The sequence below is a fragment of the Acidithiobacillus ferridurans genome (assembly GCF_003966655.1).
Taxonomy (GTDB): Bacteria; Pseudomonadota; Gammaproteobacteria; order Acidithiobacillales; family Acidithiobacillaceae; genus Acidithiobacillus; species Acidithiobacillus ferridurans.
Genome location: NZ_AP018795.1, coordinates 1,063,505 through 1,087,542 on the forward strand (window position 1 = coordinate 1,063,505; position 24,038 = coordinate 1,087,542).

Sequence of the window (24,038 nt, forward strand, 5' to 3'; positions counted from 1 at the left end):
CAGTCCTTGTGCGGAGGGTTGCTGTCAATTACCAGCGGAAATGGGCAAAGGCCTTATTCGCTTCTGCCATACGATGGGTCTCCTCACGCTTACGAACCGCGTTGCCGCGATTTTCCGCCGCTTCGAGAATTTCCGCCGCCAGTCGGTTACCCATGGACTTTTCGTTCCGTTTACGCGCTGAGTCACGCAGCCAACGCATAGCCAACGCCATGCGCCGGTCCGAACGGATCTCGACGGGTACTTGGTAAGTGGCACCTCCGACGCGACGGCTTTTCACTTCCACGACCGGGCGCACGTTGTCGATAGCCTTACGAAAAATTTCGAGGGCGTCGCTTTTGCTCCGCTCCGCAACCATTTCCAATGCACCGTAAACGATTTTTTCGGCAGTGCTTTTTTTGCCATCACGCATCATCACGTTGGCAAATTTGGCAATGACCTCTTCCTTGTACTTGGGATCCGGCAGAACAATCCGCTTGGGGACTTCACGACGTCTTGGCATGGCGCAACAACTCCTTCAATAAATATTTACTTTGGACGCTTGGCGCCATACTTGGAACGCGACTGTTTACGGTTTTTGACACCGGCAGTATCCAGGGTGCCACGCACGATATGATAGCGTACACCGGGAAGATCCTTGACACGACCGCCGCGAATCAGTACCACGGAGTGCTCCTGCAGGTTATGCCCTTCACCGGGAATATAACTGCTGACCTCAAAACCATTGGTGAGACGCACACGGGCGACTTTACGCAATGCCGAGTTGGGCTTTTTAGGTGTCGTCGTGTAAACACGGGTACACACGCCGCGCTTCTGCGGGTTGGCGTCCAACGCCGGAACCTTGCTTTTGGCTACAGGCCGCTTACGTGGCTTGCGCACGAGCTGATTTAATGTGGGCATTTACAATCTCCAGAGTACGATGGGGGCACCCAGCCCTCTCACCGATGAGAGGGCGCATTCTAGTTAGGCTTGCCCTGGCTGTCAAGGCAAGCCCCAGTCATACAACAAATTACGGCATATCGCTCACCGATACCGGCATATCGCGCGGCACCGCGGTCTCCAGGGAAAGGGCAGATTCACCCCGACTCAGCCGTCGGCGATGCTCATGGTAGGCCAGGCCCGTTCCTGCAGGAATCAAACGTCCGACAATGACGTTTTCCTTGAGGCCGCGCAAGTCGTCTGCCTTGCCGGATACTGCAGCCTCAGTGAGTACGCGGGTGGTTTCCTGGAAGCTTGCCGCCGAGATGAACGATTCGGTAGACAGGCTTGCCTTGGTGATACCCAGCAACATCGGAGTGAAACGCGGCAGTTCTTTGCCGGCGGCTTCCAGCGCGATGCTTTCATCTTCCACCCGTGCCCGATCCACCTGGTCTCCGGGAATAAAGGTACTGTCCCCGCTGGACGTCACTTCGACCCTACGCAGCATCTGGCGCAGAATGACTTCGATGTGCTTATCATTGATACGCACGCCCTGCAGACGGTATACGTCCTGCACCTCATCTACGATGTAGTTGGCGAGAGCCTGCACACCCAGCACACGCAGGATATCGTGCGGAACCGGCTGGCCTTCGACAAGCTGCTCACCCGGGCTGACCCGCTCCCCTTCGTACACGGTCACATGGCGCCCCTTGGGAATCAGATATTCATGCTGTTCCCCGCTCTCGTCGGTGATGATCAGTCGCTGCTTGCCCTTTGTGTCTTTCCCGAAGCCGATGATGCCCTCGTGCTCCGCGATAACAGCGAAGTCCTTGGGACGCCGGGCCTCGAACAGCTCCGCCACACGGGGCAGACCACCGGTAATGTCGCGCGTCTTTGTGGTACCCACCGGCAGACGTGCCAGAATATCTCCGGGATGAATTTCCATACCTTCGTGCACCGCGATAATCGCCTTTGCCGGCAGGAAATAGCGTGCGGGCAGGTCCGTACCGGGCAGCTTCAGGTCCTGGCCGTGCTCGTCCAGCAGGCTGATCACCGGGCGCAAATCCCGTCCCTGGGGTGGCCGTTGTTTGGCGTCGATGACGACGAGTGTCGACAGCCCGGTGATCTCGTCGGTCTGGATGGCTACGCTCGCGCCTTCCACCGCATCTTTCAGAGAAATTTTGCCGCCGACCTCGCTGACAATGGGCCGCGTATGCGGATCCCATTCCGCGACCCGACGGCCCGCGGTGACCGCGGCGTTGTCATCCACCAGAATGGTGGCACCATAGGGCACCTTGTAACGCTCTTTTTCCCGGCCTTGTTCGTCAGTGACGGTCACCTCCCCATTCCGGCCCACCACTACGTGGCGTCCACTGCTGTGCGTAACCAGACGAAGGTTTGGCTGATAACGAAAAACCCCGCCCTGTTTGATATCGATACTGCTTTGCGCAGCAGAACGACTGGCCGCACCACCGATGTGGAAAGTACGCATGGTGAGCTGGGTACCCGGTTCACCAATGGATTGCGCGGCGATAACGCCGACTGCCTCACCCGCGTTGACTAGATGCCCACGTGCCAGGTCACGCCCATAACACAGTGCACAGACCCCATGGCGTGACCGGCAGGTCAGGGGCGAACGCACCTTCAGTGCATCCACGCCCAGTTCGTCCAACTGACCGAGATGCCGCTCTGTCAGCAGCGTATTGCGGAGGATGACAATCTCACCGGTGTTGGGGTGGACCACATCCTCCGCAACTACACGACCCAGCACGCGATCGCGCAGAGGTTCGATGATCTCACCGCCCTCGACGAGGGAGGTCATGGGCAGGCCTTCCTCCGATCCACAATCGGTCTCGACCACCACCAGATCCTGGGTAACGTCTACCAGACGCCGGGTTAAATAGCCGGAGTTGGCGGTTTTCAGCGCGGTATCTGCAAGTCCCTTGCGGGCACCATGGGTGGAAATGAAGTATTGCAGGACGTTGAGCCCTTCACGGAAATTTGCGGTGATGGGAGTCTCGATAATAGAACCGTCGGGCTTCGCCATCAGGCCGCGCATGCCTGCAAGCTGGCGAATCTGCGCCGCCGAACCTCGGGCGCCGGAATCCGCCATCATAAAGATCGAGTTGAACGAATCCTGCTGCACCGAACTGCCGTCCGGGAGGTACACGGTATCCTTACTGACTCGATCCATCATGGCTTTGGCAACTTCGTCGGTAGCCCGCGACCAGATGTCGACGACCTTGTTATAACGTTCACCCTCGGTCACCAGACCCGAGGTGTATTGGGCCTGAATGGCTTTGACCTCATCTTCGGACCGCGCCAGGATGCCCTCTTTTTCCAGCGGCGTGACCATATCCCCGGCACCAAAGGAAATGCCTGCGCGTGTCGCCATACGGAAGCCGGTATACATCAACTGATCCGCAAAGATAACCGTATCCTTGATACCCAAACGCCGGTAACAGGTATTGATAAGTTCGCCGATCACCTTCTTCTTCAGTACCCGGTTGATGACACTGAACGGCAGCCCCTCGGGGAGAATATCCCCGAGCAGGGCGCGTCCTGCCGTGGTATCGATACGCTCACCGCGAAAGCGCACGGTGATACGGGCATGCAGACCCAGGTTGCCCGTTTCATAGGCGCGCCGCACCTCTGCCGTATCCGCGAAGACCCCGCCCGTGCCCTTGGCGTCGGCCCGCTCCTGGCTGACGTAGTAGAGTCCGAGGACGATGTCCTGGGACGGGACGATAACGGGCTCACCATTGGCCGGGCTGAGAATATTGTTGGTGGACATCATCAGGGTCCGGGCTTCCAACTGCGCCTCCAGCGACAGCGGGACGTGCACAGCCATCTGATCACCGTCAAAATCCGCATTGTATGCCGCACATACCAGTGGATGCAGTTGGATGGCCTTGCCTTCGATCAGGACCGGTTCAAAGGCCTGGATACCCAGGCGATGCAAGGTTGGCGCGCGGTTCAGCATGACCGGATGTTCGCGAATCACCTCTTCAAGGATATCCCAGACTTCCGGTTTTTCCTGCTCGACCAAACGCTTGGCGGCCTTGATGGTGGTCGCCAGCCCGCGCTCTTCCAACTTGTTGAAAATGAATGGCTTGAACAACTCCAGGGCCATCTTCTTCGGCAAACCGCACTGGTGCAGGCGCAGTTCAGGTCCGACGACGATAACCGAGCGGCCGGAGTAGTCCACCCGTTTACCCAGCAGATTCTGACGGAAGCGACCCTGCTTGCCCTTGATCATATCCGCAAGCGACTTGAGCGGGCGTTTATTGGGTCCCGAGATGGCACGTCCACGCCGACCGTTATCGAGCAGCGCGTCTACGGCTTCCTGCAACATGCGTTTTTCGTTGCGCACGATGATGTCCGGCGCCTTTAGTTCCAGCAGGCGCTTGAGCCGGTTGTTACGATTGATGACCCGCCGGTAGAGATCGTTGAGATCAGAGGTTGCAAAACGGCCGCCATCCAGTGGCACCAGGGGCCGCAGGTCCGGGGGCAGCACCGGAAGCACTTCCATGATCATCCATTCGGGACGATTGCCAGACTGTTCAAAGGCCTCCAGGATCTTCAACCGCTTGCTGAGCTTCTTGGTCTTTGTGTCGGAGTTGCTCTCTCGCAGTTCATTGCGGATCTGCTCAATTTCCTGAGCCAGGGGTATGCCACGCAGCAGGTCACGAATACCCTCTGCGCCCATTTTTGCCGTAAACTCATCCCCATGCTCTTCCAGGGCGTCCAGGTACTGGTCTTCGGTAAGGATGTTCCCGCGTTCCAGCGCGGTCACCCCCGGATCAACGACCACATACGCTTCAAAATAGAGGACCCGCTCGATATCACGCAGCGGCATATCGAGAATCATGCCCATACGACTCGGCAGAGATTTGAGGAACCAGATGTGGGCGACAGGGCTGGCAAGTTCAATGTGTCCCATCCGCTCGCGGCGGACCCTCGCCTGGGTTACCTCAACACCGCATTTTTCGCAGACCACGCCGCGGTGTTTCAGGCGCTTGTACTTGCCGCAGAGGCACTCGTAGTCCTTGATCGGCCCAAAGATCTTGGCACAGAACAAGCCTTCGCGTTCCGGTTTGAAGGTCCGATAATTAATCGTCTCGGGTTTTTTTACCTCACCGAAAGACCATGACCGCACCTTATCCGGAGACGCGATACCGATCCGAATCGCATCGAATTCTTCCTGCTGATCGTTTTGTTTGAAGAGCTTCAGTAAGTCTTTCAACGCATCCATCCTTGCCCGCCACGGGCGGAAATTTTACTTGGACTGTTCCAGTTCAATATCGATACCCAAAGAACGCAGTTCTTTCAACAACACGTTGAAAGACTCCGGCATTCCGGCATCCATGCGGAAATCACCCTTGACGATGGACTCATACATCTTGCTGCGCCCGCTTACGTCGTCCGACTTCACGGTGAGCATTTCCTGCAGGGTGTATGCCGCGCCATAGGCCTCCAACGCCCACACCTCCATTTCACCGAAGCGCTGGCCGCCGAACTGCGCCTTACCACCTAAAGGCTGCTGGGTAACCAGACTGTAGGGACCTGTGGAACGGGCATGCATCTTGTCATCCACCAGGTGATGGAGCTTGAGCATATAGAGATAACCCACCGTCACCTGGCGATCAAAGGCATCACCGCTTCGTCCGTCATACAGCGTGACCTGGCCGCTGCGCGGCAAGCCGGCCAACTCCAGCATATCGCCGATCTCTTCTTCGGAGGCACCATCAAAGACCGGGGTCGCCATGGGCACGCCACCACGAAGATTCGCGGCAAGCTCGCGAATTTCCTGGTCTGTCAGGCTGTCGAGATCCTCTTTCTTGCCAGATCGGTTGTAGATTTCCGCAAGGAAAGCGCGCAGCTCCGCCATTGCCATCTCACTGTCCAGCATCGCGCCGATCTTCTTGCCCAGCCCCTTGGCAGCCCATCCCAGATGGGTTTCGAGGATCTGTCCCACGTTCATACGGGACGGTACACCCAGAGGATTGAGCACGATATCCACCGATGTACCATCGGCAAGATAGGGCATGTCTTCCACCGGCACGATCTTGGAGACCACGCCCTTATTCCCATGGCGGCCCGCCATTTTGTCTCCGGGTTGCAGGTGCCTTTTTATGGCCACATGCACTTTAACCATCTTCAGAACGCCCGGGCTCAGATCATCCCCTTGGGTCAGCTTGCGCCGCTTTTCTTCGAGCACCGCATCGAGACGCTGGCGTTGTTCCTCGAGCTGCGCACGGATCTGTTCCAGAGACTCGTTACTCTCTTCCGAGCGCAAACGGATCTCAAACCATTTAGCACGCGGCAAGTCTTTCAGATAAGCCTTGGTCACCTTGTTTCCGGCCGCCAGGCCGTTGGGACCGCCCTCGGCAACCTTACCGATCAGCTGACGCTCAATCCGCTGATAGCTGTCTTCCTCGACGATGCGATACTGATCATTGAGATCCTTACGGATCCGTGCAAGTTCATGTTCTTCAATGGACTTGGCACGGGCATCCTTCTCGATACCATCGCGGGTAAAGACCTGCACGTCGATCACCGTGCCATACATACCGGCAGGCATTCGCATGGAGTTATCTTTCACGTCGGAGGCCTTTTCACCGAAGATTGCCCGCAGAAGCTTCTCTTCCGGCGTCAGCTGAGTCTCGCCCTTGGGCGTGACCTTGCCGACGAGAATGTCACCCGGCGCTAGCTCCGCACCGATTACGACAATACCCGACTCATCCAGATGACGTAAGGCACCTTCGGCGACGTTGGGAATATCCCGGGTGATTTCTTCCGGCCCCAGTTTGGTGTCGCGGGCGAAGACCGAAAACTCCTCGATATGAATCGTGGTATAGCGGTCTTCTGCTACGACCCGTTCCGAGATCAGGATGGAATCCTCGAAGTTATAGCCATTCCAGGGCATAAAGGCGACTAGAATGTTCTGGCCGAGTGCCAGTTCACCCATCTCCGTGCTCGGCCCATCGGCCAGTACGTCGCCACGACTCACCACATCGCCGACCTTGACCACGGGGCGCTGATTCAGGGTGGTGTTCTGGTTGGAACGCGCGTACTTGACGAGGTTGTAGATATCCACGCCGGGCTCTTCCGGCAGGGTTTCCTCATCACTGACCCGAATGACGATACGGGCACCATCAACGATATCCACCACGCCACCACGCCGGGCGACGACGGCCGCGCCGGAATCGATGGCGACCACCCGTTCCATGCCCGTACCCACCATCGGTGCATCGGAACGCACCGTCGGCACCGCTTGGCGTTGCATGTTGGAACCCATGAGGGCGCGATTGGCGTCATCATGCTCCAGGAACGGGATCATACTCGCCGCCACCGAGACGATCTGCCGCGGCGAGATATCCATGAACTGAACCTGATCCGGGTTTGCCAGAGTGAACTCGTTCTTGAAACGGCAGGACACCAGTTCGTCGGTCAGCACGCCGTGCTCGTCCACCGTCGAGTTTGCCTGGGCAATCATATAATTGCCTTCTTCAATCGCCGACAGATATTCCACCTCGTCGGTGGTGCGGCGATCGACGACGCGTCGATACGGCGTTTCGAGAAACCCGTAGGAATTCGTCCGCGCGTAGCACGATAGACTGTTGATCAGTCCGATATTCGGGCCTTCCGGCGTTTCAATGGGGCAGATCCGGCCGTAGTGCGTCGGATGTACGTCACGCACCTCGAAACCCGCACGTTCCCGGGTCAGGCCGCCCGGCCCCAAAGCCGAGACACGCCGCTTGTGGGTGACCTCGGAAAGTGGGTTGGTCTGATCCATGAACTGGGAAAGCTGGCTGGAGCCGAAGAACTCGTTGACCACTGCCGCAATGGGTTTTGCATTGATCAGATCCTGAGGCGTGAGGCCCTCGCTCTCGGCGAGCGCAAGACGGTCCTTGACGGCCCTTTCCACACGCACCAGACCAAGCCGAAATTGATTTTCCATCAACTCACCAACCGAGCGCACGCGCCGGTTACCGAGATGATCGATATCGTCGATCTCCCCCACACCGTTACGCAGGGCGACCAGTACCCTGAGTACTGCGATGATATCCGCATCATTCAGTATGCCAGGACCGGTAATCTCATCGCGTCCCACCCGACGATTGAACTTCATGCGGCCTACGGCCGACAGGTCATAGCGATCGGGACTGAAGAACAGTCCCTGGAACAGGTTTTGCGCCGCATCCTTCGTCGGCGGTTCGCCCGGACGCATCAGCCGATAGATTTCCATCTGGGCGTCGTGCGCATCACGTGACGTGTCGATACGCAACGTTTCTGAAATATAAGGCCCACGATCCAGTTCATTCAGATAGAGCGTATGCAGTGTGAGTGACGGCATTTTTCGCAGAGCGTCCAGAAGCTCACCGCTGACGGGCTCATTGGCCTGTACCACCACTTCGCCGGTTTCAGGATGAACGATATCCCGGGCGACGACCTTGCCCAGAAGGAAGCTATCCGGCACGGGAATCTCATGCAGACCCTGAACCTCGGAGAGCGCCCTGGTTTGGCGCACCGTAATTCGCTTACCGGTCTGTACCAGCACTTCGCCGGTTTCCGGGCTGATGATATCAAACGCCGCCACTTCGCCCTGTAGACGCTGCGGGATCAGCACATAGCGCAGATCGCCGTCGATCAGGCGAAAGGTCTCCATATCAAAGAACATCTCAAGAATATCCTGGGTACTGTAGCCCAGCGCACGCAGCAGCGTCGTCGCCGGCAACTTACGACGGCGATCGATGCGCGCATAAACGTGATCCTTGGGGTCAAACTCGAAATCCAACCACGAACCCCGGTAAGGAATGATGCGCGCGTTAAAGAGGAGCTTTCCCGAAGAATGGGTCTTGCCGCGATCATGATCGAAGAAAACGCCGGGCGAACGATGCAACTGCGAGACGATGACGCGCTCCGTGCCGTTAATCACGAAGGAACCGTGCTCCGTCATCAGCGGCAGTTCGCCCATATAGACGTCCTGCTCCTTCACGTCTTTGACTCTTTTGGCGCCAGTGGTGTCGTCTTTTTCCATCACCGCCAGACGCAAACGTACCCGTAAACCGGCACAGTAGGTCAGCCCGCGCTGGCGGCACTCCACCACATCAAACACCGGTTTTTCCAGGCGGTAGGAAACATAATCCAGCATTGCGTTGCCGGAATAACTTTCCATCGGAAAAACCGAACGGAAAACAGCTTCTAAACCCGTTTCCTTTCGCGCCGCCGGGGGTACCGACTCCTGGAGAAACTCCCGGTAGGAATCCATCTGCGTAGCCAGCAGATATGGCACAGCAAGAATGCTCTGGCTTTTGCCAAAGTCTTTACGAATCCGTTTCTTTTCAGTAAAAGAGTAGGCCATGGATGCTCCGCGCGACGACTGCATGGTTCAGGGATCAGCGGTTAAAGCTGCTTTCCGCAAACAATGAGGGGCTGGCAGCGCTTTACGCGGCCAGCCGATAAGGGTTACTACATCAACTATAGATTACTTGATCTCCGCCTCGGCACCGGCCTCGACGAGCTGCGCCTTGACACTTTCGGCTTCGGCCTTGGCTACGCCTTCCTTCACAGGCTTCGGCGCACCGTCAACCAGATCCTTCGCTTCCTTCAGGCCAAGACCGGTGATGGCCCGAACCACCTTGATGGTATTCACCTTGTTGGCACCGGCGGCGGTGAGGATCACGTCAAATTCGGTCTGTTCCTCCACAGCAGCCGCACCTTCGCCAGCCGCCGCGCCACCGGCAGGTGCTGCGACCGCGACGGCCGCTGCAGATACGCCGAACTTCTCTTCCATTTCCTTGATGAGTTCAGACAGCTCGAGGACCGTCATACCCGCAATAGCGTCTAAAATTTCCGCTTTGGACAATGCCATTTTACTAACTCCTTCAGTTCAAGTTGATTTTAAGCAGCGCGCTGATCGCGAACTGCCGCCAAGGTCCTGACGAAACGGCTCGGGACCTCGTTAAGGGTGCGAACAAAGCCGGCAACCGGGGCCTGCATGGTGCCGAGCAATTTGGCCAGCAATTCTTCGCGTGAGGGCATTTTGCTCAATTGCGCGATTGCCGCCGCATCGATCTGCTTACCACTGAGCACACCACCGATAATGACCAGTTTTTCCAAACGCTTTGCATGGTCAGTGAAGAGCTTCGCCAGGGCAACAGGGTCTTCTGCTGCCGCGAATACCAGAGGGCCTTTCAGCAGATGGTCCATCACTGCGAATGGCGTTCCCGCGAGGGCGCGCTTCAACAGCGTGTTCTTCACAACCTGCACATGCACCGACTGCTTTTGTGCTTCTGCCCGGAAAACAGTCATCTGCGCCACCGTCAAACCGCGATACTCCGCTACCACTGTGGCTTGCGCCCTAGTGAGTCTGGTCTGCAAGGTGGCAACGACCTGTTCCTTTTCTGCGAGTTTGAGACTCACGTGAATGTCACCTCCTATCTAACCGAGGCGGCCAGAAGATCTGGCGCGCCGTCGCCTACGCAGGGAAAATCATTAAGGCTTACGCCCCCTGCGGTCTTTGTACGCCGGCTTACGCCGACCTTCCCGCCCGGAAACGGAAATCTTTAGCCGAGACCACTCAGATCCACGGCAACGCCAGGACCCATGGTCGGAGAGAGGTTCACCTTACGGATATATATACCTTTACTGGTGGCCGGTTTGGCTTTACGCAAGCTGTCGATCAGCACCAGCAGGTTTTCCTGCAACGCCTTCACCTCAAAGGAAGACTTGCCGATGGTACTGTGCACGATACCGCCTTTGTCGGCGCGATAACGCACCTGTCCACCCTTGGCATTGATTACGGCAGTACGAACATCTGCAGTCACCGTTCCGACTTTGGGGTTCGGCATCAAACCACGGGGACCCAGTACGGGACCCAGGGTGCCCACCACACGCATGGCATCCGGCGTAGCAATGACCACGTCAAAGTCCATCTGCCCAGCCTTTACCAACTCCGCAAGATCCTCCATGCCGACAATATCGGCACCGGCTTCACGCGCTTCGGTCGCTTTATCGGCGGTGGCAAAAACGGCCACCCGCATTTGCTTACCGGTGCCATGGGGAAGCACTACCGCACCACGCACCACCTGGTCCGATTTGCGCGGATCAATACCCAGACCTACCGCCACATCCACCGACTCGTCGAACTTGGTCGTGGCCATCTTCTTGACGAGCTCGAGGGCTTCCTCGATCGCGTAACGGTTATTCCGATCCACCATCGCCCTGATGGCAAGTGTGCGCTTGGATTTCGTCGCCATATTTCAGCCCTCCACCGTCAGGCCCATACTGCGGGCAGTACCACGCACGCTGCGCTTTGCCGACTCGATATCCTGCGTATTGAGATCCGGCATTTTCGTTTTGGCGATATCTTCGATCTGCGCTTCCGAAACCTTACCAACCTTTACCGTATTGGGACGCCCGCTGCCCTTTGGCAGGCCCGCAGCCTTCATCAGCAGCACCGCTGCTGGTGGCGTTTTCACCTCGAAAGTGAAGCTTTTATCTGCAAAAACAGTAATGACCACGGGTAACGGCAAACCCGGTTCAACACCCTGGGTCTGGGCATTGAACGCCTTGCAGAACTCCATGATGTTCAATCCACGCTGACCCAAAGCCGGGCCGATAGGCGGGCTTGGATTGGCTTGCGCAGCCTTTACCTGCAGCTTGATATATCCCGTTATTTTCTTTGCCATAATTTAACTCCTGCGAGGTGCGAACGCTGTCAGGCTCCCTCTGTTGAAAACGATCAGGCCTTCTCGACCTGGCCAAAATCCAATTCTACGGGCGTGGAGCGACCAAAGATGGTCACCGAAACTCGTAACTTGCTCTTTTCGAAATTGACTTCCTCGACGACGCCGTTGAAATCCTTGAACGGGCCATCTACGACACGCACCTGCTCACCTGCGTCAAAACTGAATTTCGGACGCGGTTTCTCAACGCCTTCCTTGATGCGGTCCATGATGGCGTTGGTCTCTGCGTCGCTCAGCGGATGGGGGCGCCCTACAGAGCCGCCGACAAATCCGGTGACCCGTGGTGTGCTCTTGACGAGGTGCCAAGTCACGTCGTCCATTTCCATCTGCACCAAGACATAACCGGGGTAAAACATTCGTTGCGAGCTCGTTTTTTGACCGCCCCGCATTTCCACCACTTCTTCGACGGGAACGAGGATATCACCAAACTTGTCGGCAAGCCCCTCCCGATTGGCACGCTCGCGGATCTCGCCCTGCACCTTTTTCTCGAAGCCCGAGAACGCATGAACCACATACCAACGCATAGACATTTACGCGACTCCTCCGAGTAGCAGGCGCACGATCCCAAGGAGTGCCATATCCACCAGCCAAAGGAAGATGGCAATTACCACGATCAAGCCAATAATGATGGCCGTACTGCGCAAGACCTCGGGGCGCGTCGGCCAAACCACCTTCAGCAACTCCACGTATGCTTCCCGAAAAAAGATCAGGAGCGCCTTGCCGTTGTTGCTGGAAGCGAAAAGACCGGTAGCAATCAACAAAGCCAGAATCAGCGCCGCACCAGGGTAATACGTACCGAAGTGGATGGGGATGAGGAAATAGGCGAATACCCCGAGGGCAGCGAATCCTGCCGCAAAATAGAGCTTCACTTTTTCCGACATGAACACCACACCTTTTTAATAATGGCAGGGCAGGAGGGGCTCGAACCCCCAACCTGCGGTTTTGGAGACCGCTGCTCTACCAATTGAGCTACTGCCCTGCAGACGGCAAACGGCGGACAATGCCGCCGTTCAACACTACAACATGAAAACTTATTCGACCACCTTGGAGACGACGCCGGCGCCAACGGTACGACCGCCTTCGCGTACCGCGAAACGCAGACCTTCCTCCATCGCAATCGGCGCAATCAACGCAACCTTGAACAATATGTTGTCTCCCGGCATCACCATCTCCACACCTTCCGGTAATTCCACCGCACCCGTTACGTCCGTCGTACGAAAGTAAAACTGCGGGCGGTACCCGTTGAAAAACGGCGTGTGTCGACCACCTTCCTCTTTCGACAACACATATACTTCCGCTTCAAAACGCGTATGCGGTTTGATGCTGCCAGGCTTGGCCAGTACCTGACCACGCTCTACGTCATCTTTCTTCGTGCCGCGCAGCAGTACCCCGACATTGTCTCCGGCCTGCCCCTGATCCAGAATCTTGCGGAACATCTCTACGCCGGTGACAATGCTCTTGGCGGTGTTGTGAATGCCGATAATCTCGATTTCATCGCCAATCTTCACCACACCACGCTCAATACGCCCGGTCACCACGGTGCCACGACCCGAAATCGAAAATACGTCTTCTATCGGCATCAGGAAGGGTTTGTCTATGGGACGCTCGGGCATCGGGATGTAGCTGTCCATGGCATCCGCCAAACGGAAAATCGCAGGCTCCCCGATGTCGCTCTGATCCCCTTCCAGGGCCTTCAGCGCCGAGCCGATAATCACCGGGATGTCATCACCGGGGAACTCGTACTTGGACAGCAGTTCACGCACTTCCATTTCCACTAATTCCAGCAGCTCGGCGTCATCCACCATGTCCGCCTTGTTCAGAAACACGACGATATAGGGAACGCCCACCTGACGGGCAAGCAAAATATGTTCACGGGTCTGGGGCATCGGGCCGTCCGCTGCCGAACACACCAGGATCGCGCCGTCCATCTGCGCCGCCCCGGTGATCATGTTCTTCACATAATCCGCATGACCCGGACAGTCTACATGGGCATAGTGACGATTCGCGGTCTCGTATTCCACGTGCGAGGTCGCTATCGTGATCCCTCGCGCCCGCTCTTCCGGCGCATTGTCTATCTGATCATAGGCGCGAATCTCTCCGCCAAACTTCGCCGACAACACCTTCGTCAGCGCCGCCGTTAATGTGGTCTTGCCATGGTCCACGTGACCAATCGTTCCCACGTTGACATGCGGCTTCGTCCGCTCAAATTTCCCTTTGGACATCAGACACTCCCCAAGAATACCAGACCCAAGAAAGACCCGAAAATATGGAGCCCACAACCGGATTCGAACCGGTGACCTCTTCCTTACCAAGGAAGTGCTCTACCGACTGAGCTATGTGGGCATGGACACTGGAGCGGGTGATGGGAATCGAACCCACACCATCAGCTTGGAAGGCTGAGGTTCTACCATTGAACTACACCCGCACAAATCAAAACCTGCCATACTGGCGCCCGCTCTAGGCAGAATGCCATAAAAATAAAAGCTTGGTGGAGGGGGGAGGATTCGAACCTCCGAAGGCAGAGCCGTCAGATTTACAGTCTGATCCCTTTGACCGCTCGGGAACCCCTCCCACGATTAGCGGCGCATTGTGCGGCCTGGGTATTTCTTTGTCAAGCGGTGCCGGGCGTCCGGAAACTTCCGGAACGCACATCAACTTGACGAATGATGCGTATTCTGCGCTTTCAGCGCCTTGACATCGTTGCCCATTTACAACATCCTGTAAAAGAATAGTGCAGGTTTTTTGCCGGGCAGCTTCGCCAGGGCTTGAGAGAGGAGGGTTTTGATAATGGAACATATTAAAGGAATCAAAGGTATCACACTGCTGGTTGCCATCAGCGGGGGGCTTTTCGCCAGCGCAGCCTATGCGGACGGTGGCTATGTGGGTTATGCAGTCAACCACGGCGCCAAGCCTGTTGTCACCAGTCGGGGTATCTGCGTGCGTGGCGGGCGTCCGGTAACGGATGGTCCAGTACCCGCCTATTGTGCGCCCGCGCCGGTCGCCGTGGCAGCTGCGCCGACACCGCCTCCGGCCCCTGTACCTGCCCCCATCGCGCCTGTGGAGCAGACGATCCTGGTGAGCAAGCCGATCACCATCACCGGTATCAACTTCAAGTTCGATTCGTACAAGCTGCTGGATCATGACATCCGGGTACTGGACGAAGTGGCGAGTTTTGCCAAAAATCATCCCGAGGCCGTACTCGACGTCAATGGATATTGCAGTAAGGTGGGCACCTACGCCTACAATCTCAAGCTGTCCAAGCTGCGTGCCCAGAGTGTCGCACAGTACCTGGCCCATCACGGGGTGGCGAGTGATCGTATGGTACTGAAGGGTCACTCCTACGACAATCCGGTCGCCACGAACGCTACCCCCCAAGGCCGCTTCCTGAATCAGCGCGTGGAAATCAATTCCAGCATCAAGGTTCAGAAGACCGTTCGTTAATCTCCTTCCAAATATTGCAGATGCGGGCCAGCCAAGGCCCGCTTTTTTTGCGGCGGCCATGGCGGCGCATGGCATCGTTTCCGTGATAGACTAAACGCCATGCGACAGTCCTTCCTTCGTTTTGTGCGAACACTGCAAATCACCCGCGTTCTGGTGCGTTACCGCCTGGACGAAGTGCTGTATTTTCTTCCTTTGTTAAAACCATATCAGGCCGTGTTGCGCCTAAACCCCATGACATGGCTGGCGCCGCGTCCCCAGGGCTCCTTTGCCGAACGCCTGCGCGAGGCCTTGGAAACACTGGGCCCCACCTTTATCAAACTAGGACAGATGCTTTCAACCCGCCGGGATTTACTTCCCGACCACATTACTCATGAGCTTGCGAAACTCCAGGACGCAGTACCCCCTTTCCCCTCCAATGTTGCCCGGCAGATCATCGAGGCAGCGCTTGGCAAAACGCTGGATGCGATCTTCTCCCGGTTTGATGATCAGCCTGCCGCAGCGGCGTCCATTGCCCAAGTGCACTTCGGGCAATTGCTGGATGGCCGCGAGGTCGCGATCAAGGTCAGACGGCCGGGCTTGCAATGGATCATCGAACAGGATCTGGCCATCCTTGCGCTGCTCGCTGATCTCGCGGAGCGCTACTCTCAGGAAGGCCGGCGCCTGAGGGTGCGCGCCGTTGTCGCAGAATACGCGAAAGTCATTCGCGGGGAACTGGATCTGCTACGTGAAGCGGCCAACGCCAGTCAGTTGCGACGTAATTTTACCGCAGAACCGGAACTGCTCTATGTGCCGGAAATATACTGGGACTATTGCGCGTCTCCGGTACTGGTGATGGAGCGCATTTATGGTATCCCCATCGGTCAGCGTGAGGCACTTCATGATGCCGGCATCGATTTTGATCAGCTCTCGCGGCGCGCTGCGGAAATCTTTTTCCGGCAGGTCTTTCGTGACGCATATTTTCACGCGGACATGCATCCCGGCAATATTTTCATCGACCCGAAGAACGGGCGCTTCATCGCAGTGGATTTTGGCATCATGGGCAGCTTGGATGATGCAAGCCAGCATTACCTTGCAGAAAATATGGTTGCGTTTTTCCGACGCGACTACCGGCGCGTGGCAGAAGCGCATGTGGAAGCCGGATGGGTCCCAGCGGATACCAATGTGCAGGATTTTGAAACCGCCATCCGTGCCATTGCGGAGCCGGTGTTCGAAAAACCGCTGAATGAAATATCCGTTGCCAGCCTGTTGCTGCGGCTCTTTCAGACTACGCGCGCCTTTCATATGCAAACCCAGCCACAACTCCTGCTGCTCCAAAAAACGCTGGTCAACGTCGAGGGCATCGCCCGTGATTTCAACCCGGCACTCAATATCTGGGAAGTGGCTACGCCGCTTCTGACAGAATGGCTCAGCCGTCAGCGCGGTCCGCAGGGTTGGTGGTCCGAGCTGAAACGATACTTTCCCCAGTGGGGTTTGGTTCTTCCGGAAATACCGGTGCTCCTTCATAACATCTTGCGCCAGACCCAGCAGGGTGAACTACCCTTGGTGATCCGTAGCAACGACATCCAGGGTATTCGGCAGGAACTGCATAATGGTTTGCAAAAACTTACCTATAGCGTAGGCGGCACGTTTATTGTGGTAGGCTTGGGTATTATTGCGGCGCTGGAGCACCGGCTGGATAGCCCGGTACTTCATTTGCCGGTGTGGGCCTGGCTGATTATCCTGCCGATGGCGCTCTGGGCAGGGACCAGATGGGTACGCAGCATATTTGTCCGTCGCGACTAAGGTAGGCGGGGGTCCGTTACAACAGATACACCGAGCTAGGGAAAGGAGGGTGTCATGTGGATGGTCGTTTCATTTTTGATAGCGGCGCTGGCTGTCATTTTCGCGGTTCAGAACGGAGCACCCGCCACCATTCATTTCTTCTCGTGGACGTTTGCACAATCCCAGGGGGTGGTCCTGCTTAGTGGTTTTGTCGCCGGTTTTATTGCGAGTATGTTGATTTACCTACCCACACATATCCGTAACAAGCTGAAGATCCGCCGCCATGAACGACGCGAGACCGATCTTGAAGGGCAGCTCAACGCGGAACGCGGCAAGCGGGAGTACTTCGAAAAGGAACATGCAGCCGCCATGCGCGTCCAGAAAGGCAACAACACGGCGACCGGCAACACTGGGAGAAGCGCGGACTGAAGGTGATCAGTCGCGCGTCATGGTGCAGCTACCGTCTTTTCCCTAACAGCAGCCACCTCCCGGTACTCTGGGTGTACTTGCGCTAAAGTCGCCAGGTTACGGCTGGCTTGTACGTTGCCAAGCGCCGCTGCTTTGCGCCACCAGAGGCCGGCCTTGCCATAGTCCTGCGGCACCCCCTGCCCCAGGAAATAGAGATTGCCCAGGTTGTACTGAGCGGCGGGAATACCCTGCGCTGCCGCCTTCTCCCACCAGTAAGCTGCTTTGGCTTCATCCTTGTTCACGCCCTGGCCAAAATAATACTGCATGCCAAGGTTGTATTCCGCTTTGGCGTAACCATGGAGGGCAGCCTTATTGAACCAATGTGCAGCCAAGCTATAATTTTGCGGAACTCCGTCACCCAAGGCACAACGAGTACCTATCGTATTCTCGAGCCTGGCCGTGGTGAGATCCGCAGAGTGGGCGGCAGCCACATCTTCCGGGGCTACACCGCTTGCGGTATGCGCACCGGCCCAGGGCGCAGAAAGCGCCAAAAATACTGCCCCACAGACAGCAGGAAGGAATCGTTTACTGAAATCGTGATCATTGCGCATAGAAACTCCTAGCTGATTGCCCACACCTTACAGATAGCGAGGTTACACCAAAAACCTCACGGATAACCAGAAGTTTTTCAGGCCATGCCAAACGGGAATTGCCGACTGGCCACAGCCTGCGCGTCTCTCCCCGCGCAGGCGCCGCAAATCAGACGCGTCAAGCAGACAGATGAGCGTCGATCCAAGACTCCGCCGCGTACCAGTCCGCCTGACAGTCGCCTCCCGCAAAACCGCGCGCCTCGGCAAGATAGTAGGCACGTTCCGCAATCATGCGCTGGCGATCCGCAGCAGAGACCTGCGGAGACTTTGGACGTCCGGCAGCCCGGGGCTTCTTGGGCACGACGACCGCACTCCGCGCCGTTGCGCGAGGCGTCGGCGCCACCTTGGGATCCGCTGAAACTTCCTTGGGCTTTGTGACCCGTTTTTTAGGTTGCTCTTCCGCCATGACTACTCTCCTGAACGACATGAAAAACCGCTTTATAAGAGATAGCACATGGCGGCAGCGTTTTCAAAGTCCGGGCAAGACGTCTTTCCATTTTGTGGAATAGAATGAAGACCATCATCGTGTCATCAGCGACCGGTCTGCAACATCTCCGCAGCCCGCCACCTCTGCGCGAGTTTATCCAGGACGGCGTTGACGAAGCGATGGCCTTGCTCACCACCAAAGTCCTTATCCAGTTCTATGGCTTCATTGATGATCACCCGGTATGGCGTTTGCGGATAGTCCCGCAATTCGTAGGCCGCCAGACGCAGGATCGCCCGTTCGACTTCGCTGACCTCGTCGGCCCAGCGACGGTCCTGCACTTCCTCGGCGATGGCCGGGTCCAGCTCGGAGGTTGCGGCACAGACTCCTTGCCAGAGGCTTTTAAAGAAAGCGACATCGGCGCCCTGCAGGCGCTCCGGATCGGAGGTAAATTGCAACTCGATCTCCGCACAATGGCCCGGGTTCATCTGCCACTGGTAGAGGGCCTGAACAGCAGCTTGACGCGCCAGACGACGGCGACTGATTTTCATCGAGTGCTGTTCAGATCTGACGCAACAACTGCACCATTTCCAGCGCAGTCATGGCAGCATCGAAGCCCTTGTTGCCTGCTTTGGTTCCGGCGCGCTCGATGGCCTGCTCAATGCTGTCCGTGGTCAGCACCCCAAAAATCACCGGCACTCCCGTGTCCAAGGATACCTGGGCCACCCCCTTGGACACTTCGGCCGCGACATAATCAAAATGTGGGGTACTGCCGCGGATCACTGCCCCCAGACAAAGCACGGCGTCATAATTACCGCTACGCGCCAGCTTCTGTGCGATCAGCGGCATCTCATAAGCACCCGGGACATGAACGACATGAAGCTGTTCTTCTTTTGCACCGTGACGGCGCAACGCATCGATGGCACCCTGCTCCAGCTGCTGGGTGATAAAGCTGTTGAAACGGCTGACCAACAGGGCAAAGCGATGCTCACCGGCCTGCAGACTGCCTTCGATATGACGAATCATGACTCATCCTCGGGGACTTCCAGAAAGGGACGCTGGCCGACGATCTCCAGACCGAAGCCGCCGATACCACGGTATTGAAACTGACTGTCGCTGAGGACCACCGCCTGATGCACCCCCAGATCAGAGAGAATCTGGGCACCGATACCAAAGGTGCGCAGAACTCGTCCGGCGTCGCCTGCCTGACCAGGCCCCTTGGGCTTTTCAGGCAATGCGGCAATCTCGCGCAGGAGTTCTTCGACACTCTCCTGATGGTGGAGATAGACCAGTACGCCACGACCTTCTGCAGCAATCCGCCGCAAGGCGATGACATTCGGGCTGGCTTCACCGGCGAAGAGATCATTCAGCGTTTTGCCAACCTGTACCCGTACCAGTACGGGTTCATCATGCGCTTCCAGGTCGCCAAGAACCAGGGCAAAATGCGTTTCACGGGCGACCCAGTCACGATAAACGTGGAGTTCGAAGTCGCCATATGGGGTATGCCACGGGCCACTCGCCTCCCGCTGTACGATCCGCTCCCGTTCCAGGCGATAGCGGATCAGGTCGGCAATGGTGCCAATTTTGAGGCCATGGTCCGCAGCATAGGGGAGCAGGTCGGGCAAACGCGCCATTTCGCCGTCGGCATTGAGAATTTCGCAGATGACGCCAGCGGGTTTGCAGCCAGCCAGTCGCGCAAGGTCGACCGCTGCTTCGGTATGACCGGCGCGAACGAGTACGCCCCCGGGTTCTGCGGCCAGGGGGAAAATGTGACCGGGCATCACGATGTCCTCAGGGCCGGCGTCATCGGCAATGGCAGCCTGAACCGTCGCCGCGCGGTCGGCGGCGGAAATGCCGGTGGTGACACCGCGGGCGGCCTCAATCGAGACCGTGAACGCGGTGCTGAGGTTGGCAGTGTTATGCCCTACCATCTGCGGGAGACGCAATCGCTCGCAACGCTCACGGGTAAGCGGCAGGCACACCAGACCACGTCCCTGCGAAACCATGAAGTTGATGGCGGCGGGTGTCACAAACTCCGCCGCCATGATCAGGTCACCTTCGTTTTCACGCCCCTCGTCGTCCATCAGAATCACCATTCGGCCGGCAGCGATGTCGGCGATGATCTCCTCTGCGGAACTTATACTGGCACTGCTCATACCGGAAACCCTTTTGCGGCGAGTGAATCGCGATCGACTGTTGATTTTAACCCGGACCCGGGGCCTGTGGCCACCCAGCGTTCCAGATAGCGCGCAATGAGGTCCACCTCCAGATTGACGGACTGCCCCGGCCGCCACTGCGCGGCTGTCGTCTGTGCCAAGGTGTGGGGGATGAGATTGAGCATGAACAGGTCGCCTCGGAGCGCGTTGACGGTCAGGCTGATGCCGTCCACGCAGACGCTGCCTTTGGCGGCAACATAGCGTAGCAGGTCCGGAGGTGCGGCGATGGCAAATACCTGCGAGCGTCCCGAGGCGCTCACTTCGCGAACCTGTCCGACACCATCCACATGGCCAGCGACCAGATGCCCTCCCAGGCGATCTGCCAGTCGCAGAGCTTTTTCCAGATTGACCGGACTGCCCACCTGAAGACGTCCAAGAATGGTTTTATCGAGGGTTTCGCGGGAGACATCGACGGCGAAGGCGTCGCGCTGGACTTCCACCACCGTCAGGCAGGCGCCGGAAACCGCAATACTGTCGCCCAACTGGACATCACTAAGATCAAGGTTCCCGGCAGCGACGGTCAGCCGTAGGTCGCCGCTCTGGGGCTGCATCCCGCGGATCTGCCCCAATGCCTGAATAATGCCAGTAAACATCGCCTATCGCTCCTGTGGACGCAATGTCCACTTGATATCGTTGCCCAATCGGGAGCTTTGGATCACCGACCAGCGCGGCACCTCCGCGAGATCCGAATAGGGGCCGGTAGCAAGCACCGGCCGCGCATCCTGCCCGAGCAGCAGCGGTGCCACATAAAGCAGCCATTCGTCGATCAGACCAGCCGCGAACAGGGAGGCAGCGACGCCAGGCCCCGCTTCGACCAGCACCTCGTTGATCTGCCGCTCGGTCAGCATGCCCGTCACTTCCTGCCAGTCCAGTCCCTGTACCGTGCTGCCACAGATCAGCAACTCCGCACCGGCAGCGCACAGCGCCGCCCGGGCGGCAACGGGAGCATCCTGCCGGTGGAAAATCCATACCGCACCAGGTGTACCAAAAAGCGCCGCATCCGGCGGCGTGCGCAGATGGCTGTCCACGATGACTTTCACCGGATAGCGCCGCAGGGGAGTTTCCAGGCGTGGTGCCAGGCGCGGATTGTCGGCCAGCACCGTGCCGATGCCGACAAGGATGGCACTGGCCCGTGCGCGCTCCTGCTGCACATCCGCACGCGCCGCCTCGCCCGTCAGCCATTGGCTTTGTCCGTTGGCAAGCGCCACCCGGCCGTCCAGACTCATGGCCTGCTTGAGCCGCATCCAGGGGCGGCCATGGCGCATCCGGCGCAGAAATCCAGGATTCAGGGCTTCTGCCGCCGCTTCCAGGCAGCCCTCCTCGGCCACCACGCCGGCGGCGCGCAAACGTTCCACGCCGCGCCCCGCCACTAGAGGGTTAGGGTCGCGCATGGCAATCACCACCCGCGCGATACCCGCGGCAATCAGCGCATCCGCACAGGGCGGCGTACGGCCATAGTGACTGCAAGGCTCCAGAGTCACATAAGCCGTAGCGCCGCGCGCAGCAGCACCCGCCTCCTTCAGCGCAAGAACCTCCGCATGCGCCTCACCGGCCTGCAGATGAGCGCCCCGCCCGATGACGCGTCCGTCTTTGACCAGAACAGCACCAACACAGGGATTGGGGTGCGCGCTGTACTGGCCCTGCTTCGCAAGCACCAGAGCCTCAGCCATGAAGGCAAGATCCTGCTCAGTCGCCACGATTCGGATCGTCTCCCCCGCCGGGGACCTCCGCCTCCTTCATCCGCGCAATCTCCACGCTGAACGCATCGACGTCCTCAAAGCGCCTGTAAACAGAGGCAAAACGCACATAGGCGACAGGATCGAGGTCACGCAAAGCCTCCATCACCAGTTCGCCGATGAGGCGCGCCGGGATCTCCCGCTCACCGCGTTCGCGGATACGGCGCTGGATCATCCGCACGGCGGCATCCACCCGCGCAGTGGCTACCGGCCTCTTGCTCAATGCCCGGGTCAGACCCCGCTGGAGTTTGTCTTCGCTGAAGGATTCGCGTCGTCCATCGGTCTTGACGACCATGGGCAACGCCAGCTCTGCCCGTTCAAAGGTGGTGAAGCGTTGCCCGCACTCAGGACATTCGCGCCGCCGCCGTACACTTCCACCGTCATCCGCGAGGCGGGAATCCACCACGCGGGTATCGGCGTAGGCACAGAACGGACAATGCATGAATACTCAGCCGTACACCGGGAACTGATGGCAGAGGGCCTCCATATCTGCACGGACCCGCTCAATGACCGCAGCATCGCTGCTCGCATCCAGGACATCCGCAATGCCGTTGCCCAGGCGATGCATTTCGGCCTCGCCAAAACCTCGCGTGGTAGCGGCCGGCGTACCAATCCGGATGCCGCTGGTAACCGCCGGGGGCGGATATCGAAGGGCACGGCATTCTTGTTGACGGTGATATTGGCCTGTCCCAGTGCCTCTTCCGCCTCCTTACCCGTGACCTTCTCGCCCAGGTTCAGCAAGAAGAGATGGTTGTCGGTACCACCCGAAACCGCGCCATAACCACGCCCCGCCAACACCTTGCTCAAGGTTTGCGCGTTATGAATGACCTGCTGCTGATAGGACTTGAACTCCGGCCGCAGCGCTTCACGGAAGGCGACGGCCTTGGCAGCGATGACATGCATCAGCGGCCCCCCCTGTAAGCCGGGGAAGATCAGGGAGTTCACTTTTTTGCCATATTGCTCCCGGCAGAGGATCAATCCGCCGCGAGGACCGCGCAGGGTTTTGTGGGTGGTGGTGGTGACAAAATCCGCATGGGGCACGGGGCTGGGGTGCAGGCCCGTGGCCACAAGGCCGGCGATGTGCGCCATGTCCACCAGCAGATAGGCGCCGATGCTGCGGGCAATCTCGCCGATGCGGGCGAAGTCGATGACGCGAGAGTAGGCACTGGCACCGGCGACGATCATCTTCGGGCGTTCCCGCTCCGCCTGCTCCGCCATGGCGTCATAATCGATGCGGCCGTCTTCCGCGCGCACGCCATAAGCCGCCACCTGAAAAAGCTTGCCGGACACGTTCACTTTGGCGCCGTGGGTCAGGTGGCCGCCATGAGCAAGGCTCATGCCCATGATCTTGTCACCGGGCTGGAGCACGGACAAGTAAACAGCCTGATTGGCCTGCGAGCCGGAGTGCGCCTGGACATTGGCATGTTCGGCGCCAAAAAGCTCCAGCGCACGGTCCATGGCGAGCTGCTCGGCGATATCTACGTACTCGCAACCGCCATAGTAGCGTTTACCAGGATAGCCTTCTGCGTATTTGTTGGTCAGCACCGAGCCCTGCGCGGCCATTACCATGGGGCTGGCATAGTTCTCGGAAGCGATGAGCTCGACATGATCCTCCTGACGCCGGGTTTCTTTGCGCATGGCATCCCAAAGCACGGGGTCAAAATCAGCGATGGTCAGGGTCTTGGAAAACATGGCGAAACTCCTTGGGCTTCAGAAAAAGCAGGCGTAAACAC

22 protein-coding genes, 4 tRNA genes and 1 pseudogene are annotated in these 24,038 nt (G+C 58.1%); 3 read left to right on the forward strand and 24 right to left on the reverse strand.

Going from position 1 to position 24,038, the window contains the following annotated elements:
• Window positions 1-28 precede the first annotated feature (28 nt).
• The 15 genes from rpsG to AFERRID_RS05490 form a co-directional block, all read right to left on the reverse strand.
• Complete coding sequence (rpsG, locus tag AFERRID_RS05420; protein ID WP_064220035.1) at window positions 29-499, reverse strand: 30S ribosomal protein S7; 471 nt, start codon at window positions 497-499, stop codon at window positions 29-31.
• Window positions 500-525: 26 nt separating this feature from the next.
• The gene (rpsL, locus tag AFERRID_RS05425) at window positions 526-897 is read right to left on the reverse strand and encodes a 30S ribosomal protein S12 (RefSeq protein WP_010641426.1); all 372 of its coding nucleotides are present in this window, start codon (window positions 895-897) and stop codon (window positions 526-528) included.
• Between the two features lie 109 nt (window positions 898-1,006).
• The gene (gene rpoC, locus AFERRID_RS05430) at window positions 1,007-5,170 is read right to left on the reverse strand and encodes a DNA-directed RNA polymerase subunit beta' (protein ID WP_225981910.1); all 4,164 of its coding nucleotides are present in this window, start codon (window positions 5,168-5,170) and stop codon (window positions 1,007-1,009) included.
• A 24-nt stretch (window positions 5,171-5,194) separates the two neighbouring features.
• A complete protein-coding gene (gene rpoB, locus AFERRID_RS05435) occupies window positions 5,195-9,283 on the reverse strand; it encodes a DNA-directed RNA polymerase subunit beta (protein WP_126604539.1) in 4,089 nt (1,362 codons plus the stop codon).
• A gap of 123 nt (window positions 9,284-9,406) precedes the next feature.
• Entirely contained in the window at window positions 9,407-9,793 is a 387-nt protein-coding gene (rplL, locus tag AFERRID_RS05440; protein WP_009568779.1) for a 50S ribosomal protein L7/L12, read from the reverse strand.
• 29 nt (window positions 9,794-9,822) lie between these two features.
• Entirely contained in the window at window positions 9,823-10,344 is a 522-nt protein-coding gene (rplJ, locus tag AFERRID_RS05445; protein ID WP_009568780.1) for a 50S ribosomal protein L10, read from the reverse strand.
• A 143-nt stretch (window positions 10,345-10,487) separates the two neighbouring features.
• Window positions 10,488-11,180, reverse strand: coding sequence for a 50S ribosomal protein L1 (rplA, locus tag AFERRID_RS05450; RefSeq protein WP_012536081.1), 693 nt, complete (start codon window positions 11,178-11,180; stop codon window positions 10,488-10,490).
• Window positions 11,181-11,183: 3 nt separating this feature from the next.
• Window positions 11,184-11,612 carry a 50S ribosomal protein L11 gene (rplK, locus tag AFERRID_RS05455; protein ID WP_012536080.1) on the reverse strand — a complete coding sequence of 143 codons (429 nt, stop codon included), beginning with the start codon at window positions 11,610-11,612 and terminating at the stop codon, window positions 11,184-11,186.
• A 53-nt stretch (window positions 11,613-11,665) separates the two neighbouring features.
• Complete coding sequence (gene nusG, locus AFERRID_RS05460) at window positions 11,666-12,199, reverse strand: transcription termination/antitermination protein NusG (protein ID WP_126604540.1); 534 nt, start codon at window positions 12,197-12,199, stop codon at window positions 11,666-11,668.
• On the reverse strand, window positions 12,200-12,550 hold the full coding sequence (gene secE / locus AFERRID_RS05465; RefSeq protein ID WP_113527662.1) for a preprotein translocase subunit SecE: 351 nt from the start codon (window positions 12,548-12,550) through the stop codon (window positions 12,200-12,202).
• 22 nt (window positions 12,551-12,572) lie between these two features.
• Window positions 12,573-12,648 (reverse strand) — tRNA-Trp (locus AFERRID_RS05470).
• 52 nt (window positions 12,649-12,700) lie between these two features.
• Window positions 12,701-13,891 carry an elongation factor Tu gene (gene tuf, locus AFERRID_RS05475; RefSeq protein ID WP_113527398.1) on the reverse strand — a complete coding sequence of 397 codons (1,191 nt, stop codon included), beginning with the start codon at window positions 13,889-13,891 and terminating at the stop codon, window positions 12,701-12,703.
• Between the two features lie 45 nt (window positions 13,892-13,936).
• A tRNA-Thr gene (locus AFERRID_RS05480) sits at window positions 13,937-14,012 on the reverse strand.
• An 8-nt stretch (window positions 14,013-14,020) separates the two neighbouring features.
• Window positions 14,021-14,094, reverse strand: a tRNA-Gly gene (locus AFERRID_RS05485).
• Window positions 14,095-14,155: 61 nt separating this feature from the next.
• Window positions 14,156-14,240: transfer RNA gene (locus AFERRID_RS05490), tRNA-Tyr, on the reverse strand.
• A gap of 216 nt (window positions 14,241-14,456) precedes the next feature.
• Between AFERRID_RS05490 and AFERRID_RS05495 the strand changes: the two genes are divergently transcribed.
• The 3 genes from AFERRID_RS05495 to AFERRID_RS05505 all read left to right on the forward strand — a co-directional run bounded on the left by AFERRID_RS05495 (window position 14,457) and on the right by AFERRID_RS05505 (window position 17,300).
• Complete coding sequence (locus AFERRID_RS05495; protein ID WP_113527397.1) at window positions 14,457-15,110, forward strand: OmpA family protein; 654 nt, start codon at window positions 14,457-14,459, stop codon at window positions 15,108-15,110.
• Window positions 15,111-15,209: 99 nt separating this feature from the next.
• Window positions 15,210-16,892, forward strand: coding sequence for a ubiquinone biosynthesis regulatory protein kinase UbiB (gene ubiB / locus AFERRID_RS05500; protein ID WP_113527396.1), 1,683 nt, complete (start codon window positions 15,210-15,212; stop codon window positions 16,890-16,892).
• Between the two features lie 54 nt (window positions 16,893-16,946).
• Window positions 16,947-17,300 carry a LapA family protein gene (locus AFERRID_RS05505; protein WP_113527395.1) on the forward strand — a complete coding sequence of 118 codons (354 nt, stop codon included), beginning with the start codon at window positions 16,947-16,949 and terminating at the stop codon, window positions 17,298-17,300.
• 17 nt (window positions 17,301-17,317) lie between these two features.
• Here the strand turns inward: AFERRID_RS05505 and AFERRID_RS05510 are convergent, their stop codons facing one another.
• The 9 genes and pseudogenes from AFERRID_RS05510 to glyA form a co-directional block, all read right to left on the reverse strand.
• Window positions 17,318-17,890, reverse strand: a complete 573-nt coding sequence (locus AFERRID_RS05510; RefSeq protein ID WP_113527394.1) for a tetratricopeptide repeat protein — start codon at window positions 17,888-17,890, stop codon at window positions 17,318-17,320.
• Between the two features lie 157 nt (window positions 17,891-18,047).
• Window positions 18,048-18,335: a DUF2934 domain-containing protein gene (locus AFERRID_RS05515; protein WP_113527393.1), complete on the reverse strand. Its 288-nt coding sequence runs from the start codon at window positions 18,333-18,335 to the stop codon at window positions 18,048-18,050.
• A 125-nt stretch (window positions 18,336-18,460) separates the two neighbouring features.
• Window positions 18,461-18,904, reverse strand: a complete 444-nt coding sequence (nusB, locus tag AFERRID_RS05520; protein ID WP_113527392.1) for a transcription antitermination factor NusB — start codon at window positions 18,902-18,904, stop codon at window positions 18,461-18,463.
• A 10-nt stretch (window positions 18,905-18,914) separates the two neighbouring features.
• A complete protein-coding gene (ribH, locus tag AFERRID_RS05525) occupies window positions 18,915-19,379 on the reverse strand; it encodes a 6,7-dimethyl-8-ribityllumazine synthase (protein WP_113527391.1) in 465 nt (154 codons plus the stop codon).
• On the reverse strand, window positions 19,376-20,509 hold the full coding sequence (gene ribB, locus AFERRID_RS05530; RefSeq protein WP_113527390.1) for a 3,4-dihydroxy-2-butanone-4-phosphate synthase: 1,134 nt from the start codon (window positions 20,507-20,509) through the stop codon (window positions 19,376-19,378). Before ribB ends, ribH begins: the two co-directional genes overlap by 4 nt.
• Window positions 20,506-21,162 (reverse strand): riboflavin synthase, encoded by a 657-nt coding sequence (locus AFERRID_RS05535; protein WP_113527389.1) that lies wholly within the window; start codon window positions 21,160-21,162, stop codon window positions 20,506-20,508. Before AFERRID_RS05535 ends, ribB begins: the two co-directional genes overlap by 4 nt.
• 3 nt (window positions 21,163-21,165) lie before the next feature.
• The gene (gene ribD / locus AFERRID_RS05540) at window positions 21,166-22,266 is read right to left on the reverse strand and encodes a bifunctional diaminohydroxyphosphoribosylaminopyrimidine deaminase/5-amino-6-(5-phosphoribosylamino)uracil reductase RibD (RefSeq protein ID WP_113527388.1); all 1,101 of its coding nucleotides are present in this window, start codon (window positions 22,264-22,266) and stop codon (window positions 21,166-21,168) included.
• Window positions 22,256-22,747 carry a transcriptional regulator NrdR gene (nrdR, locus tag AFERRID_RS05545; protein WP_113527387.1) on the reverse strand — a complete coding sequence of 164 codons (492 nt, stop codon included), beginning with the start codon at window positions 22,745-22,747 and terminating at the stop codon, window positions 22,256-22,258. Before nrdR ends, ribD begins: the two co-directional genes overlap by 11 nt.
• Window positions 22,748-22,753: 6 nt before the next feature.
• Window positions 22,754-23,997 (reverse strand): annotated as a pseudogene (glyA, locus tag AFERRID_RS05550) (serine hydroxymethyltransferase).
• Window positions 23,998-24,038: the final 41 nt, after the last annotated feature.